This window comes from Saccharibacillus sacchari DSM 19268, from assembly GCF_000585395.1.
GTDB classification, from domain to species: Bacteria; Bacillota; Bacilli; order Paenibacillales; family Paenibacillaceae; genus Saccharibacillus; species Saccharibacillus sacchari.
The window spans coordinates 3,313,479-3,331,234 of the sequence record NZ_KK073875.1 but is presented as its reverse complement, the minus strand read 5'-3'; the positions used below and the strand labels follow the sequence as shown (position 1 = coordinate 3,331,234).

11 protein-coding genes are annotated in these 17,756 nt (G+C 51.5%); 3 read left to right on the top strand and 8 right to left on the bottom strand.

Features of this window, described 5'->3' with window-relative positions:
* Window positions 1-370 precede the first annotated feature (370 nt).
* The 3 genes from SACSAC_RS14110 (at window position 371) to SACSAC_RS14100 (ending at window position 4,441) form a co-directional block, all read left to right on the top strand.
* Window positions 371-2,662 (top strand): helix-turn-helix domain-containing protein, encoded by a 2,292-nt coding sequence (locus tag SACSAC_RS14110; RefSeq protein ID WP_245608641.1) that lies wholly within the window; start codon window positions 371-373, stop codon window positions 2,660-2,662.
* A 133-nt stretch (window positions 2,663-2,795) separates the two neighbouring features.
* On the top strand, window positions 2,796-3,392 hold the full coding sequence (locus tag SACSAC_RS14105; RefSeq protein WP_037287466.1) for a YjgB family protein: 597 nt from the start codon (window positions 2,796-2,798) through the stop codon (window positions 3,390-3,392).
* Window positions 3,393-3,796: 404 nt separating this feature from the next.
* The gene (locus SACSAC_RS14100) at window positions 3,797-4,441 is read left to right on the top strand and encodes a nitroreductase family protein (RefSeq protein ID WP_037287463.1); all 645 of its coding nucleotides are present in this window, start codon (window positions 3,797-3,799) and stop codon (window positions 4,439-4,441) included.
* Between the two features lie 147 nt (window positions 4,442-4,588).
* On the opposite strand, the gene pepF is transcribed toward SACSAC_RS14100, so the two are convergent.
* The 8 genes from pepF to SACSAC_RS14060 all read right to left on the bottom strand — a co-directional run bounded on the left by pepF (window position 4,589) and on the right by SACSAC_RS14060 (window position 17,665).
* The gene (gene pepF, locus SACSAC_RS14095; protein WP_037287460.1) at window positions 4,589-6,406 is read right to left on the bottom strand and encodes an oligoendopeptidase F; all 1,818 of its coding nucleotides are present in this window, start codon (window positions 6,404-6,406) and stop codon (window positions 4,589-4,591) included.
* Between the two features lie 175 nt (window positions 6,407-6,581).
* Window positions 6,582-8,477: a cellulase family glycosylhydrolase gene (locus tag SACSAC_RS28675; protein ID WP_037287457.1), complete on the bottom strand. Its 1,896-nt coding sequence runs from the start codon at window positions 8,475-8,477 to the stop codon at window positions 6,582-6,584.
* Between the two features lie 259 nt (window positions 8,478-8,736).
* Complete coding sequence (locus tag SACSAC_RS14085; protein ID WP_037287454.1) at window positions 8,737-9,972, bottom strand: MFS transporter; 1,236 nt, start codon at window positions 9,970-9,972, stop codon at window positions 8,737-8,739.
* A gap of 777 nt (window positions 9,973-10,749) precedes the next feature.
* Window positions 10,750-11,316 carry a hypothetical protein gene (locus tag SACSAC_RS14080; protein ID WP_051507120.1) on the bottom strand — a complete coding sequence of 189 codons (567 nt, stop codon included), beginning with the start codon at window positions 11,314-11,316 and terminating at the stop codon, window positions 10,750-10,752.
* A gap of 761 nt (window positions 11,317-12,077) precedes the next feature.
* Window positions 12,078-12,680, bottom strand: a complete 603-nt coding sequence (locus tag SACSAC_RS14075; RefSeq protein WP_037287450.1) for a nitroreductase family protein — start codon at window positions 12,678-12,680, stop codon at window positions 12,078-12,080.
* Between the two features lie 89 nt (window positions 12,681-12,769).
* A complete protein-coding gene (locus SACSAC_RS14070; RefSeq protein WP_037287448.1) occupies window positions 12,770-13,465 on the bottom strand; it encodes a DUF1266 domain-containing protein in 696 nt (231 codons plus the stop codon).
* 17 nt (window positions 13,466-13,482) lie between these two features.
* Window positions 13,483-15,963: a J domain-containing protein gene (locus SACSAC_RS14065; protein WP_037287446.1), complete on the bottom strand. Its 2,481-nt coding sequence runs from the start codon at window positions 15,961-15,963 to the stop codon at window positions 13,483-13,485.
* Window position 15,964: 1 nt separating this feature from the next.
* Window positions 15,965-17,665, bottom strand: coding sequence for a molecular chaperone HscC (locus SACSAC_RS14060; RefSeq protein WP_037287444.1), 1,701 nt, complete (start codon window positions 17,663-17,665; stop codon window positions 15,965-15,967).
* Window positions 17,666-17,756: the final 91 nt, after the last annotated feature.

The following is a 17,756-nucleotide window of genomic DNA, read 5'->3' as shown; positions in this document are numbered from 1 at the left end:
TCCGCGTTTCGTTGATTTGGGTTTACAGCGAGTTTACAGAACGAAAGGCAGAGCGTAAATATGTGGTTTTGGCTCTGACGAAAATTTTGACAATCGCACCGACTGGAAAATGTGTTAGAATACATTACAGAATCACTGGTTTTTTCATGGAAAACCAATCGAATTTCACATCGCGAAGAAAGATTAATGTTTTCTATTCCCGTCCAAAAGTAAAAAACAACATATCGAAAAGCAAAAGACAGCGCCGCTGCGCCTCCCTATAATTGGTCAAATTCTACATATTGTCCGACAATCCCACACTTTCGTACACTTTAGATAGAAGGTAACGGCTTATATCTGCCAAAACAGGGATCGGGAAAGGAGAATGAAGATGAAGGTGAAACCGAGCTACTTCAAATCACGGCTCTTCCTGAAATACATTTCCTCTTATCTGTTCGTTCTGCTCATTCCGCTGATCTGTCTGACGTTTGTGTTGTATCACAATACGGCGGCCAATTTACGCGCGCAAATCGAACAATCGCATCTCAACCAACTCACTCAGGCCGAGACGATCGTGGACACTCATTTGCAGCAATTGAATGATATCGCTTCGCGCGCGGCGTATGATCCGAGGCTTAGTCGTTATCGCGTGCATGATGCGTATTACAGTCTCGAGGCAATCGACGCGTTGGGGAATTACAAAGCGGCAAGTCCGATCATTGACGAGATGTTCCTGTATTTCCGGGGTGATCCGCGGATTTATTCCAGTGTAGGCATGTATGATCTGGACGTGTTTGCGGATAAATACCGGTTCCGCAACTGGGAAGCCGGCACAGTCGAAACCGATCTGAACAAGACACGGTTTGCGACGATGCGCCCTGCCGATCTGGTCAGTCGCGGTTCCGGCTTCGAGCAGTCGACGCTGGCTTATTTGGTTCCGATCGTTCCGAATAGCCCGAATCCGCATGGCACCTTGATGTACTTTGTTAAAGAATCCAGCCTAACGGGTCTTATCGATTCGATTCTGGGCGGGTATGAAGGCTCTTCCTATATTTTCGACTCGGAAGGACAAGTTCTGGCTGTGAAAAGCAACCAAGAGGAAGGGTTGGGAGAAGACGCGCTAGGCTCTCTTGTTTCGCTATCCACCGGAACACATAGCATTGCGATCGACGGCGTTCCGCATTCCGTCGTATCGGTAAAATCCGAACTGAATGGCTGGGAATATGTGACGCTGATGCCGAGCTCGCAGTTTTTCAGCAGCGTTCTGCATATTCGTACCTTTATCGCGGCGCTGTTCTCGATCGTCGTCGTTTTCGGTGCACTCGGCGCGTGGTTGCTGGCGCGTCGGCAGTATAGCCCCATTTTCCAATTGTCCGAGTTTGCCGAATCCAAGCCGACTTCGCGTTCGGGCGATGCCAATCCGGTTCACGACGCGGCACCCGGCAATGAGTTGGACCGGATTCGTTCGGCGCTGCAAGCTTATAGCGCGAAGGCAGATTTGCAGGAGCCGTATGCGCGCAATCATTTCCTGCTGATGCTGCTGCGCCACGGCGGCGATGAAGAACTGACTCCCGAGCTGCTGCAATCGTTCGGATTGGACTTTGACCGCACTCGCTATTTCACGATGCTGATTGGCCGCGAACGTCCCGGCGCAACCACGGACGAGACGCGCGACTGGCAGTTGATGCTAACCATGCTGGCCGAAGCGGAATATCCGGAGTTGGGCGCGAAGCTGCATAGCGTGGAATTGCAAAAGCCGGATCAAATCGCGTTGATCGTCGGTTTCGATCCGCTCGAAGAGTTGGACGAGACGGAGCAGATCGACCGAATCGCGCGCTCCGTTCATGATCATCTGCAAGGTATCGGTCGGTTGAATCCGGCAATCGGGATCGGCACTTGTTCGGCAGGACCTCAGCGGCTCAGTCAATCGTTTATCGAAGCCTGTTCGGCGTTCGAGTCGCGCACACGCAGCGGCGGAGCGAGTATTGCTTACTTTAGCGATCTGACAGCGGACTCCGGCGAAGCGTACTGGGTTCCGAAAAATGTGTTGCTCAAGCTGACTCAGAGCCTGAAGCAAGGAAGCGCCGACGTGGCTGCGCGTTCCGTAGCCGAAGCTTTGGACACGCTGCGGATTCCCGGACTCTCGGCACGTTACATGCGTTGTATCGGCTTTGACATTCTCAATACGATTCTGAAAACGGCCAATGAAGCGGGGATCGATAATCTGCACGGAGGCATCCCTCCGCTCGAATCGTTCTCTTCGCCGGAAGAGTTGGAGCCTTATTTCTTGCGACTCGTGGACAAGCTTTGCGAGCAAATTGAACAAAAAGAAGAATGCGAAGCCCATACGCTGATGGATACGATCGTGGCTTATATCGATGAGCATTACGCGGATCATTCGCTCAGTCTGGAGACGATCTCGCATAACTATTCAATCTCCATGTCGTACTTCAGCCGTTCATTCAAGGAAAAGGTCGGGACGAACTTCGTTCAATATATCTGGCATAAACGAATGGCCGCGGCAATCGTGCAGTTGACGACGACGGACGAACCGTTGAAAGAGATCATCGGGCGAATCGGCTATCAGGATGCACCGAACTTTATACGCAAATTCAAGAAAGAAACCGGTCATACGCCGGGTCAATATCGGAAGCTGTTTTCCGGCTCGGCAAAAGGTGTATGAAAAGAATAGGCATGACATTCGCTTTTGCATGCGCGTCCTTTTACTGCTCGCTTGTTTCAAAGTCTGCTAATCAGGTAATATGTAAGGAGTATCATATTTCGCAAACAGCTGTTGCTTTTAAGGAGGAAATTTCATGACTACCATTACTCGCGTACGCAAAACACTTCTGGCTCTATCGGCGGCAAGCGTAGTTGCCATCGGCTCATTCGGAGCAGCCACGCAAGTTGGCCTCCCTTCCGCTTCGGCCGCTCAGGCGCCCACGGCTTCGGATACCGCTATGGCCCAGGAGAAACTCAATACTTTCTACAAACCCGCTCTTAAAGGCGAATTCCCCGGCAATCCTTCAGGATTTGCCGTAGGAAAAACAACCCGGAGCGAAATTATCGATAAATTCGGTCAGCCCGATGTCGCGCGGACTTCCGTGAACGGCTTTGATAGCTATACGGCCAATATGGGAAATCCGGGATATGCGATGTCCTACACGACTTCCGGCGTGCTGAAGGAAATTCGCTATTTCGGTACCAATGTAGAGCGTCAGACGAATATTGGCGGAATTACGATGGCGATGGTGAAGAAAAACTGGTATGTGCCGACGTCCACGACGACGATTAAAAACGGGAATACGACGCAGACCAAGTTGACGTATAAACGCGGCGAATACAACATCGAGTTTATTTTTAATAATTCGTTGGATTTGTCGCATATTAATTTGGTGGAGGGGAAAGCTTAGGCCGCTGCGGGAGAAATTCGTTCGGAACGCTGTTTCACTCGGAAAATGGATTGGATTTGAATAAGGAATTTTCCGAGTTCAAAGGCGTTCCTCACTGAATTTCTCCCTTCGCTTTTAGCTTTCTTGTAGGGAAGGTAGGTCGGAATAAAGGGGATCGAGTCTCAATAGACTTGATCCCCTTTCTTTTTTGTTTGAAGAGCGCTTCGAAAAGCATTTTAAATCATAATAAAAACATTTGAGAAAGTAAGAGAAAAGTTGTGAAAATCTTAAAAACTCATTGACTTACTTTTAGTTATCTATTATCCTAATGATACAAAGCAACTTAGAAGGCAAGCAAACGGAACAACCTGTACGCATTTGGTCTTTTACGGATCATCCATTCTATAGAAACGTAGGTGTTCATCATGCAGGAACTGACTGCCTCGCAAGACTTGACTACTCTGCTTAAAAATCGCCATTCGGCGATCAAGTTCGTACCGGAGACTCCGATTTCTCGTCAGGAATTGACTGAAATCTTTGAATTGACTAAACTGGCGCCTTCGGCTTTTAATCTTCAGCATGTGCATTACGTACCGGTGATGAATGAGGATGTAAAGGAAAAGATTTATCAAGCTTCCGGCGGTCAATATAAGATTAAGCTGGCTTCGGCCGTTATTGCCGTATTCGGTGACAAGTCGGCGTATACGCATATTGCCGAGATGAATGAAGGTTTCCTTTCGCTCGGGATTATCGATCGGATGGAATTCGACACTAGCGTTCGTGACGTGACTGAATTTTACGAACTGCGCGGCGAAGTGTTCCAACAAGAAGAAGCGATTCGCAATGCGAGCCTGTCGGCTATGATGTTCATGCTGATTGCCAAGGACAAAGGTTGGGACACCTGCCCGATGATCGGCTTCGATCCGCAAGCCGTGCGCAACGCGGTAGGCGCGCCGGACAATATGACTCCGGTGATGCTGATCGCGATCGGGAAAGAAGATACGGACAAGCGCCGCCCTCGCGGTTACCGCAAGCCGGTATCCGAGTTCGTAACGTTCGATCAATTCTGATAGCTCCGACCGGAAAAGCTTATAAAGCCATGACGAAAAGACCGTTTCGCGGGAGTGTTCGATTCCCGCGAAACGGTCTTTGTTCTATTCCTTACCGTTCGGTGAAGCGCGCAAGGGGCAAACCAAAATCAGTTTTCGATTCGCGCGTCAGCCGATCGTTTCCTCTTCGAAAAGCTCGCATAATTCATTAATCAACGAACCTACATAGTCCACCGCGCTGCGAATCGTGGCGGTATCGGACATATCGACACCCGCCATTTTCGCCAGTTCCAGCGGAGTTTGCGAGCCTCCGGCTTTCAGCGTCTCCAACCAACGATCGATCGCCGGCTGTCCTTCTTCGCGGATCTTTTGCATCATCGCGGTCGACAAAGTCAATCCCGCCGAATACGTATACGGATACAAGCCCATATAGTAATGCGGCTGTCTCATCCAGGTCAGCTTCGCATCCTCTGTCATTTCCAGCGCATCGCCCCAGAATGAAGCCAATACTTCGCCTTTTAGGTCGCTCAGCACTTTAGCCGTGATCGCCTGATCGTTCATGGCACGCGCATACACGCGACGCTGCAACTCGCCTTCAAGCAGATGGGTCACGAAGTTATGGTAATAGGTGTTGAGCAGCTGCATAATAACCCAACGGCGCAGACGCTTGTCGTTCGAACGCGAACGCAGATGCTCGGCCAGCAACAGCTCGTTCATCGTCGACGGCGCTTCGATGAAGTAGAGCGACGGACGCGCATTCGTCATCCGTTGATACCGGGCGCCGAGCATCAGATGTCCGGCATGGCCCACTTCATGCGCTAACGTGAACGCGCCGCGCATATTATCCGACCAGGACATCAAAATATACGAGTGCATGCCGTAAATGGACGAGCAGAATGCTCCTGTCGACTTGCCAACGTTGCTCGCATGGTCGACCCAACGCTGCGTGAAGGCGGCTTCGACGATCTCGCCGTATTCATGGCCCAGCACGCCGAGCGCTTCTTGCACCGTTTTGCAGGCTTCCTCATACGTGATCGACGGGCTGTATTCCGGATCAAGCGGAGCTTTCAGATCGCAGAAATACATCGTATCGAGACCCAGCACTTTTTTCTTCAATGCCGCGTATTTACGCATATGCGGCGCAAGTTCCGTTTGAATCGTATCCAGAATCGCGCTGTACATCTCCTCAGTCACCTGCTGCGGACGCAGCAGCATCTCGGTTACGGAGTCATAATTGCGCAGGCGCGACATCACGACCTGGCGCTTCACCTCAGCCGCATAAGCTTCGGCAAACGTATTCCGGTAAGCATGCAGACCTCGGCTAAAGGAAGCAAAAGAGCTGCGGCGCAGTTCCGTGCTCGGATTCATCTCGTAATTGGTCTCGTAAGAAGCAAAAGACACCGGGTAACGGCTTCCTTCGACCTCCACGCTTTCAAACGTCATGTCAGCCAGCTTGCCGCGCAGGTATGTACGATACGGCGCACCGTGGACTTCGAACAACGAAGCCAATACCTTTTCCGTTTCCGGCGACAGGCTGTGCGGCTTCTGCTCCAGCAGCAGTTTCAAACTACGCGCGAATTCTGCAAGACCCGGTTCTTCCTGCAAATACCGTTCCACCGTGCCTTCCGGCAGTTCCAAAATCTCCGACTCGATAAACGTGAATTGCGAACCCAGCTTGGTCAATGCATCGCCGGACTTGGCCGAACGTGCTTGATTTTCCGGATTGGTCCCGTCTTCGGTCTGTTTTAAATGTGCGTAGGCTCCGACTTTGCGAGCTCTCTCCATCAAGGCTTCCTGGGCATTCAGGCAGTCGAGCAGCAAGTCCGCGCCCTCTCCCAGACGTCCCTTGAACCGGGTCACTTCGTCCGCGCTGGCCAGCACCCCTTCAAGCTCCTTATTCCAGTCTTCTTCCGTCAAAAACAGATGCTCCAGATTCCAGGTCGAAGACTCCGGCACCTCCGCGCGCGTTAACACTTTCTCACTCATTGCCGTCACTCCTCTTCATGAAATAAGGCGCAGGCGACGGCGGAAAAATCCCGACCGTATGCGCCCGCGCCTATCGTCTTTCGTTTCCGCTTCGCGAATCCGCCTCTTTATTCTAACGCGGAGTCTTCATCGTTGCAAAAATGCCAACCCGGGTAAGCTTTGGAATCCTGATCCGTTAAGGCTCGATTCCATAAGCAACTGCGTCATTTACATAGACTACAGCGCGGTCCCATTCACCGAATTGCATTTGCCCGGCTTTATACGAGTAGTCATCCGTTTCATCGTAATTGCTCCAGTCCGACTTGTGGATGCGTGACTGAATCTCACCCGTTTCTCCATTGGCCGGAATCGTTCCTGCTGTAAAAGAAAGCTCTACGTAGTCGGTAGCCCCTGTTGGCGAACCACTGGTTTTACCGAAAGCGGCTTTGACATTGGAAGCTCCGATCTGCGCCCAATCGCAGAAGTAATTTTGGCTGACTCCGCCTTCGTTCGTGTAATAGTAGCGAACTTTAACGTTTTTCAAATCCACAGCATTCGAACCCGTATTACGGATATTAAAAACGGGACGCAAAGCGTTGTCCGAAGCGTTATCGTCCAAGATTCGATAAAGCAGTTTCAAATTCCCGCTACCTGTCGAAGGCGGCGTTACCGGGGGAGTTGTGCTGGACGAAACGGGCTTGGCCGTGACTTCAGTCGAATCCGTGCCTGCTCCCTTCGTATTGACAGCCCCAACTTTGTAGCGATACGTCTTGCCGTTTACTGCTGTCGCATCCGTAAAAGAAGCTTGAGTTATGCCTTTTTTCAAGATCGTATACGTTCCTCCGCCTTCCGCACGTTTCACGATATAACTATCGGCCCCGGTTGTGGCGTTCCATTTCAGCGCTACCTTGGCGTTCCCCGCAGTCGCCGTTAAGCCTTTAACCTGCGTAGGAACCTGTACAACCGGAGTGGTTCCGCCTGTATTGCCCGATCCCGCCAGCATTTGCTCACGGACGAATTTACCTGATGCGCTGAGCTGAGCCTGCGTCCATCCTCCCGTAAAGCTTGCCCCAGGCGCCAATGCCGCGGAAGCTTCCTGTTTGTCGGCCAGCGACCAGTTTGCCCAGCTGATGCCGCGATTAGCCATAAAGTCGGTCCACTGTTTGGCTTCCGTCAAAAAAGGCCCGCCGTTGCCTGAAGCATCGCTTGTTCCCCATTCGCTAACGAACACGGCCAGCCCTTGCGCCATCGCGGCATCGATCCGGTCACGCAGCCATGCGCCATGCGTACCGGCGTAGAAGTGTACCGCATATAGCACATTTTCATCGGTAAGCGGAGAAGCCGCAGCATCGTGAATATCCTGACTCCATGTACCCGTGCCGACTATGATCGGATTATCCGGGTCTTCGGCACGAATCGTGGCAATCAATTCTTCCGCGTAAGGCTTGATCTGATTGTTCCAATTCACGTTGCCGTTTGGCTCATTGGCAATCTCATAAATGATATTCGGCGTATCTCCGTAAGTCTGAGCCATCTCTTTGAAAAAGGCTTTTGATTGCGTTTTGTGCGTGTTCGGATCACCATCGGATAAAATATGCCAATCCACGATTACGTAGACGCCCAGTTCAATCGCCGCATCGACCGCTTCCTTCACCTTGTTTTTCAGAGAAGGGTTCGAGATGTAGCCATCCGATTCCGTATACATCGCTACACGGAAGACATTCAATCCCCAGTCGTCACGCAGCCACTTCATACTCTCCTTGTTCACATAATCACCAAACCATTGAATGCCGTGCGAACTCATGCCTTTTAACTGTACAGGATTCCCGGAAGCATCAGTCAGTTTGCCGTTTTGGATCGACAACTGCCCATGCGTACCGACAAAACTCGCAGCGCTGGACGCGGACGTTTTTGCCGCATGTACCGGAGCTGACGCTTTGGAAGCCGCGAGCTGCCCGTTTTCCGTTTTGCCGCTGCCGGATGCCTCTTTCGCGGAAGCCCAGCCGCCAGGCCCTGCGCAGGCAACAAGTACGGCAACCAGCAGAAAAGCAAGCATGACGCTTACTCCTTTTCTCCATGAACGTTTTTGCATCTTTTCCCCTCCATTACGTTTCTGAAATTGCGCGTTTAACGCTTCTCTAGCCTACCCGCTTAGATGGATACGCCTTCCAATTATTACCCCGTTCTCGACCGGACCTTTCAAAAATACCAGATTAATGGGAAAAGGTATTGAGGCAAAAGTAGGCTTATTCCGTGACCCGCTATTTTTTCAGTCTACGACAAAAAAGCCCGATCCCTAATGGGACCGGACCGTTGTACCTGTATTTCATGCGGGAAACGGGCCTTAAGAGTTACTCTGCCAATTCCGTTCCTTTGGTTTCTTTCCCCAAGAACGCGACAGCGGCAGCTCCGATCAAGATCATGATGCAGAACATAGCGAAAATCCAAGTGATAGCAACACCCTGCGAGATCAGCCAACCCACGAGGAACGGAGCGATAATCCCGCCGATTCGGCCGAACGAAGCCGCAAGACCTGCCCCGGTTGTACGAATGCTGGTCGGATAATGCTCGGGTGTATACGCGTACAAGCCGCCCCAAGCTCCCAGATTGAAGAAGGAGAGACAGATGCCTGCCGCAATCAACGTCGCCGTCGTATCCGCAAGTCCGAACCAGATCGCGCTTGCCGCAGTCAGGACGAGATAGACGACCAGAACGAACTTGCGGCCGAACTTTTCAATAAAGTAGGCAGCCGTGAAATAACCCGGCAGCTGGGCCAGCGTCATAATCAGCACGTATTCGAAGCTTTTCGTCAGACTGTAGTCCTTGTAGACCATGACCTGCGGCAGCCACAAGAACATGCCGTAGTAGGAAAACACGACGGTAAACCATAGAATCCAGAGCATGATCGACGTTTTGCGGTACTCGGGTGCCCACACCTGAGCGAAGCGCTTTTTGAGACTGATCTTCTCCGCCTTCGCCTTGTTCCTCTGTTGCAAAATAAAGCGAGGCGAATCGTCGATCTTTCTCCGCAAGTAGAGGGCGTAAAAAGCAGGTAATGCGCCCAATGCAAAAGCAATACGCCAGCCGGATTCGAAGTTCGGGATGATGAAGTAGGCAATCAACGCGGCAACGATCCAACCTCCTGCCCAGAAGCTCTCCAGCAGGACGACGGTTCGGCCGCGCTCGTTCGCGGGTACCGATTCCGACACGAGCGTGGATGCGACCGGAAGCTCTCCGCCAAGGCCGAATCCCGAAATAAACCGGAGGATACACAGCATCACAAAGCCGGTTGCGACGGCGGACAGTCCGCTCGCCAGCGAGAAAATCAATAGCGTCCAGAGAAGGACCGACTTACGTCCGAAACGGTCTGCGAGAATGCCGGCGCAAGCGGCGCCTACCGCCATGCCAACCGAGTTAATCGCAGTCAAAACGCCCAACTGCTGCGGATTGAGCGACCATTCGATCGCAAGAGCCGCGGCGACGAACGAAATCAACGCCACATCCATTGCATCGAACAACCAACTCATGCCCACGCTTCTGAGCAGGCTTCTTCGTTTCGGCTTGCTGAGTACCTTAACATTTTCCATTCTTCTTCTCCCCATTTCCTCTTGGTGGGCGCGGCCTTAGGACGATGTCGTTTCATGAAGCAACGCATCGAATCCGAGACTAGCCGGAGAAAAGAAGGCTTCGACTTTCGGCGACTTTAACCGATTTCCAAATTTCCGAATAAAAGAAGTTTGTGAATTTTCGCTCAATATTCGCAAAAAGAAGCTTTTCTTTGCCCTGGCACGCGCCGGGATCTCTTTCGAGTCTGTCTCACAGTCTATCCCTTCCCGTTCGACATGTAAAGATAAATTATGCCCAAACAAAAAACGCTTTTCAATCTCCGAGCAGAGATCGAAAAACGTTTTCGGCTTGATTGTATTCGACACTCGAAGAAAAACCTCGCATGTCGAACCTTTTGCTGATTAGACTCTACGGCGGACGAGCGAAGAAGCCAGTATAACGCCAGCGCCTGCATACATCGCAGCCTGAACATAATCAGGATACAAAAATGACCGCACTCCCGCAGCTTCGAACAGAATGACCAGTAGCGCGCAACCTGCAATTTTGACTTTTGATGACATGATGAATATCCGCCTCCAGCCATTCCGAACACACAAACTTCAGACTTCTCGCAATCTCTGATTTCTCGTGTGTCGTAGACAAGTTGAATTCTTATAGCATGACTATATAAGAATTCGAATAGCATGTAAATCTCAATTTTTTATTACCCGATTTGTAACCGTTCTATTCTGTGAACAAACAAAAAACTTCGGCAGGAACAATCCCTGCCGAAGTTGCTGATTTTCCGTCATTTTTACTTACGGAATGTATTGTTGCACGATCTTGACGATCACGCCGTCCTTAACGGTAATGTGGTAAGGGAAAGCACTGAGGTCGAGCAATCCGAGCGGGTTATTGTATTGGGCGTCGAACTTATCCGGACTGATCGGTTCGTTCCAGTTAATCTCCATGTCTTCGTAGTTCCCTGTTTGGTCGTAAATTTGCATCAGTACTTCTGCATCTGCCGCAACAGGCAGTTTTACTTCGGTGAGATCATTATTTACGATGTAATAACCGTCCGGTGCTCCGCCGAGTTCTTCAGCCGCATCCGGATTAGCTTCCAAGAAAAGCTTGTCTGCTGCTTCTCCCGTATACCAACCAATGCGATCCGTTTCGAGTTGCAATGCGCCGGCCGTATCTTTTTCTACCGAGTTAATGAATACCGTATATGTTTGTTCTGCCGAATTCTCTTCGCTTACGCCTGTTGTTTGTTCCACGGGAGCAGCTGCCGCCGGAGTCATTACGTTGGAAACCGGGAAATATCCGAATCCGATCATAAAGGCCAAGATACCTGTACCGATCATGCCGAGTGTTGTTTTTTTCATAGTTGCTCTCCCCTTTCAGAGGTTCCTGTATGTGCAAGTTGTCGGTAAGTCTTATTACCCGAACGCTTGCTTGCGAAAACTTTTTTTGTAAATTTCGTTCTTGCTTTCATTATAGGACCTGGTATTAAAAAAAGAGTATCGATTCGATAAAGAAGTTCTTACAATATCGACTTTTTTGTAAGGGGATTCTTGGGAGGGGGGAGCGGGGAAGCGAGAAGACTCCGAGAGAAATTCGTTCAAAACGCTGTCTCACTTGGAAAACTGGATTGAAATTTTAGTTGGAGGTTTTCCAAGTTCAAAGGCGTTTATCACTGATTTTCTCTCTCCGTCTTCTCGCTTCCAGTTACGGTGGGGTTAGTTGGTACTTAAGGGATTTTAAAAAAACGACTACAATCGCTATCATTTCTATAACCTAACCCTCAAATTTTGCGCAAATTTCATTATGTATAAGAGCTGTTATATAAAAATTCTCCTTTCTCTCAATTAAACAAGAACACATGTTCTATTTTAAGGTATAGAAAGCCCTTTGTCAAAGTAGAAAAGATTTATTTTTCTTTTTAAACAATCAAAAAAGAAGCAGACATCTCTGCTTCTTTTCTTATCTTTTCAACTACCTCACACAAAACGAAGCGACGTAAGCGGAGGGAGAAATTCAGTTCAAGACGCCTTTGAACTCGGAAAACTTCCACTAAAATTCTAATCGGTTTTTCCGGGTGAGACAGCGACTTGAACGAATTTCTCCCGCAGCACCATCCGTCGTCTTATTTAAACACTTTAACGCGCTCTTCCACAGGTTGGAAAGCTTTCTCGCCGGCAGGTGCTAGCGGGCTGCCGAAAGGCATTTGCGCTCTCAGCTTCCAGCTCGAAGGCAGGTTCCAAGCTTCTTGCACGCCTGCGTCGATCAGAGGATTGTAATGTTGCAGCGTTGCGCCCAGACCTTCGTCGTGCAGCGCCGTCCATACTACCAGTTGCAGCATGCCCGAAGATTGATCGGCCCAGATCGGGAAGTTGTCGGCATACAGAGCGAATTGGTTTTGCAGGTTCTTCACGATATCCTGATCTTCGAAGAACAGGATCGTGCCGTAGCCGCTTTTGAACGAGTTGATTTTATCGGTTGTTGCAGCAAATGCTTCTTCGGATGCTGCTACTTTTTTCAGTTCAGCCAAGGTAATATCCCAGACCTTGTCGTGCTGTTCGCCGAACAACACAACCGCGCGGGAAGTTTGGGAGTTAAATGAAGTTGGCGTATATTTGACTGCATCTTCCACGATTTCTTGAATCTTTGCTTCGTTTACGGAAACATCCTTGCCGATTCCGTAGATGGAACGTCTGGATTTAAGCGCCTCGAAAAATTCTTTTGCCACGGTAAAATCCTCCTCATCGATTCACGAAAGTATTTTAAATAACTTTTCGTAATAAACTATATATCAGTTCAGTTAGAGAGTCAACACCTTTATTCCGAGTCTGTCGCTGGGTTAATTGAACGTTCTGTGAGCAGATCCATATTCCAATCCAGACGTTTCCACAGACTATTGGATTCGGTTAGCAACTTCGACACGCAATCGATATAAGGTTTCGCCGCTTCCGCGGAAGGTTGATTGGTCCATATTTGCCGTCCGGCCAGGTAGGCCACAGCAAATTCGGTCCAGTCGCGATAGAGCTGTTGCGCGCGATGGGCGGCCGCAGTCGCTAATTCAAGCGAGCGATCCGCGTCCATCCATCCAGCGGAGTGGGCCGTTCGGCAAATAAAAACGTACTGCCCCAGATCCCAGGCCGTAATTCCCGCCGGAGGAAGCTTGCCGCTGTACATCTGTACGAGGCGAGCGTGGTTGAATAGAGCCGCATTGCCGTTTAAACGTTCAAAGTAAGGCTCCCGATCGCGAAAAGACAACGTACCGAGAAAAGATTCGGTTTTGCGATAAGAGGCTTGCCCGCCTTCTTCCCATAACCAGTTCAGATGCTTTTCCAAGGACTCTTCGTCCTGCACCGACCATGTATGCGCCAATAGTTTGCGAAGATCGTCTTTCCGCGAAGCCGGCCAGGCAAAGCCGGTTTCCTCCAGCAGTCCGTTCATCCGAAACAACACGGCTCCGATCGCAAATATGCGCAGGGTTCGTTGATCGGTCTCGCGTATACGCAGCGTTTCCATAGGCTCCCGCCCCTTCCTTAAAATCCGTGAATGTCAGGCAGTCGCTCTCCCTCAGGTTCGGGCAGAACCGGGCGAGCCTCGACTTCGGGCAGTTCGGCTTCGCGACTGCGGCGCAGCAATTTCCATTTGCGGGTAGAATGCCGTTCCAGCGCTTGCCCGATCTCAACCAGCATAGGCCGCGCAGCATCCGCAGCAAGAGCTTGAGACGCAAGCGCTTCCGCTTGATCGTACCGGCCAAGTGCAGCCAAGCAGCGAATCAGATACTCCTCGGACTCGCGCTCAAGCCCAACTTTGCAAGCCGCTTCCAAAAATTCAATAGCCTGCTCATGCTGCTCCAACCTGAATAAGATGTAGCCTCCGTAAAACAAAACAAGCGGGTCCTGCTCCTTCGGTTCGATCTGCTCGGTATAGCGCACGATCGCCGTCTCCGCGTCTCTCCAGCGTCTCGCTTCGATCAGAAGGCGGATACGTTGCAAATGCGCCCAGCCTCGATGCGGATGCCGCTCCGCAAGCACCGCCAATTCCAGTTCCGCCTCTTCTGCCCGATCCAGCCGAAGCAGCATTTCGGCGACCAGCCTTAGCGGCAGATATTCCGTCGGAGCCAGCAAAGCCGCGCTCCGGTAACGCTCCAGCGCTTCGGCCGCCTGATCGGACGCCCGATACAGATCCCCTTCGACGATGCGTCCGTAGTAATCGTTCGGCCGTTCGCGATTATACCGGTCTGCCAGTTCCGCCGCCAACTTGAAATCGCCTGCCCGAAAATGAGCCTCCGCGATCAACAACAAAATCGCTTCCGGGAAGCCGCGTCCCATAGCCTCTCCGAAATATTCCACGGCGTGCGCGTAATCGCCGATTCGCAAAAAGCAGTAACCGGCGCGGAACCAAGCTTCGGTCAATCCCCGATCATATTGGATCACGCGAAGATAATCCAGCAAGGCTTCCGGATAACGGCGCAGGGAATAGAAGCAGTCGCCGCGCGCCGAATGATAATACCAATGCGAGGACAACTCCAAGGCATGATTAAGCAGTTGAAGCGCTTCTTCATAACGTCCTTCCATCCGCAAAGACTCGCCGAAACGATATAAAGCTTCCGGATCGGACGGCTGGAACAGCAGCACGCGCTTCAGATCGTCGCGCGCTTCTTCGAATCGATCCAACGCGATACGAATCAGGCCGCGCAATTTCAACACGTCGGACTGCTTCAGCGGTTCGGATTCCGTTTGATTCACCGCGCGGTTAAGCCGTTCTTCGCTCTCCGTATACCGTTCCAGCTTGCCCAGAGCCTTGCCCAAAAGAAAATTAAGTTCGGCGCTCAGCGGTTGTCCTTGCTCCGTTTCAAGCAGCAGAGCCACGCATTCCGCTTCCCTTCCGGTGTCCAAGTACAACTCGGCCAGCGTTCTGGCGCCTGCCAGGGCATCGCCGTCGCCTTCAGTCAGTTCATTGGCCAATTTGTCATTGAGGACAAGCAGACGGATCTGGGCATCCAGATCTTCCGGGTAGCGCGCGCAGAGGTCCTCGTACGCTTTTTTGGCTTCCCAAAGTTGGCCCAGCGCTTCCTTGCAGGCCGCTATGCCGCTTAGAGCATGAATGCTTCCGGGCAGAAGCTCCAACAATTCCCGATAGTCCGCCAATGCAGACTCGGGGTTCTCGCGACGGAGCAACGCATCGGCCCGCATCAGTCTTGCTTCCGGCTCGTCCGGTTCGTCCTTCAGCCATTGTTCCAACACCTGAAGGGCCGAATCCGGCTGATTTTTCCGCATGTAAAATAAAGCGATCAGACGCAGGCAGTCCGGCTCCCGGTTGTTCAGCAGCGCCGCTCCTTTAAGTGCCTTCTCTGCCAGGTCCAGGTCATTCACGACAAGCGCGTAATGCGCCTGTTCGCGAAACCGCAAAAAAGCGTCGTAATCATAAGGCTCATCCGTCCACAAAGAATCATAACGCAGTTCCCAGAAGCTGGAGAAGCGTTCCATGAACAGCGTAATTTCCGCTTTGTCGTAGTCTTCGTAAAGCCTGCGTTCCCTCATTGTCCACTCGAAATGCCCGTCAAGCAGATTCAACACTTTCTTGGGCAAAAAGGAATGCTTAAGCAAAAACCCAAACAGTTCGTCTCCGATGCGTTCGCGAATCTCGATCGGCCAGAACAGCTCGTCGTCAAGCAAAGCTTGCCACTCCTCGGGATCGACGCGCCGGGAAATATCCGCATACAATTCCTCGCAGCGACGCAAAAAAACAGTAATCGGAGACTCGTCTCCCGGTCTGGCTGCGCTAGGCTCGGGACTTCTCAACTGTTCAAGCTCGCTGTCGCTCAGTTGGGCTCGAATATCGCGCTCGGCAAGCTCTTTGGCTTCTTCCAGTGCCGATTCGTACGATCTTCGGATCTGTTGAAAGTTTTCCGGATCTTCTTCCGGATGGCATTCCTTCAAACGACGCGCATAGGCACGCTTGATCGCTTTTACTTCCGACGTCGGTTCAATTCCTAACGTAGCCCAAATATTCATGTCAGTCCTCCGGCTGTTTTTCCGCCAATTCCAGCAGCTCTTTCAGCATCCCCGCTTCCTTGCGGATTTCCCGTTCGTCCTGCCGCCCCAGCGCCGTCTCGAAACGTCTCAGCGCTCCGGCAATTCGCGTTCGCGCGCTGCCCAGCGTCTCTTCGTAAATCCGGTCTCCCCGAGCCAGCAGCAGACGATTTTCCGCCTTGTCGCGAGGATGGATTTTAATCGCTTCCAGCTCGCTGAACCTTTTCTCGACTTCTTCCAGCGACATGCCGCTCACGTCTTCGCGGATCAACAGCCGATGGGTCTCGTTCGTGGACAGCGTCGTCGCCTCCACTTCCAGTATTCCGTTGATGTCATACGTAAAACGAAGATCGACAGCCTCCTCTCCCGCACGGCTCGCAGGAACGGGAATCTCCAACTGTCCCAATTTGATATTATTGCGCGTCAGACGGTTTTCGCCTTGATAGATTTCAATGCGAATCGCCTTCTGATCATCGCTAACGGTATAGAATCGCTCGACGCGGCTGGCCGGAATTACGGTATGGCGTTCGATGATCGGGAAAAAGTGTCCGTTATCATAGCCGCCGTCCCCGTTTTTCACCGTGACCATCGTACCCAACGTATACGGACAAACATCGGTGAGCACGACTTCCTTGAGTTCTTCGCGGCGTTCCTTCATCGCAGCGACAATCCCGGCCCCGATCGCGATCGTCTCGTCCGGGTGGATACGCGCTGCCGGAAGACGACCGAATAACCGTGCCGCAAACGAGTAAATCAGCGGCATCCGCGTAGCTCCTCCGACCAAAATGATCTCGTTCAGCTCTTTGGGACTAAGCGACGCATCCTTCAAAGCCCGTTCTACCGGATTGCGCAGACGGTTAAGCAGCGGCTTTGACAGGTGATCGAATAATCCCCGGTCAATCACCCATTCGTGGATCTCGCCGTCAACCGTGCAAGCAAGCTTCGCGTCCTGCTGCATGGTCAACATTCGCTTTCCCTGCTCGGCCTGCTTGCGCAGCGCCGCCATCGTCCGGTTGTCGAGCGAATCGCGTTCCAGGCCGAAACGTTCCAAAAAACGGTCAATCAACATGTCCGTAAAGTCTTCGCCGCCGAGAAACGCGTCCCCGGCCACCGACTTCACTTCCATGATGCCTTCGAACATGTCAAGGATCGATACGTCGAACGTCCCTCCTCCAAGGTCGAAAACGAGGAACTGGCTTTCTTCCTGTTCCAAATGCAGACCGTACGCCACGGCGGCAGCCGTCGGCTCATTGATCAGGCGTTCCACGCGCAGCCCGGCAAGCTCTCCCGCCCGTTTGGTCGCTTTGCGTTGAATATCGTTGAAATAAGCCGGAACGCTGATGACCGCTTCTTCTATGGACTCGCCGAGAAAAGCTTCCGCATCCTGCTTCAATGAGCGCAGTACGAACGCAGACAGGTCCTCCGGCGAAAATTTATACTCTCCCAGCTTGTAGCGCCGGTCCGTGCCTATGTATCGCTTAAAAAGCGCAGCCGTTCGCTCAGGATGCGTAATCAGACGCTCCTTGGCAATTTCTCCGACTAAAATCTGACCGTTATCGTCTACCCCGACAACCGAAGGCGTCAGCACGTTTCCGAGCGCATTCGGAATCAGCGTGCTGCCCTCTTCCGTCCGGTAGGATACCAAGCTGTGAGTCGTTCCCAAATCGATTCCGATAATCGGCACTACGTTCACCTCGCTCTTCGGTTTTGTATTCCTGAATCTATTTATTCCTCATTATAACCCATAGCCCTTTTAATTCCATAAAACTGAAAAA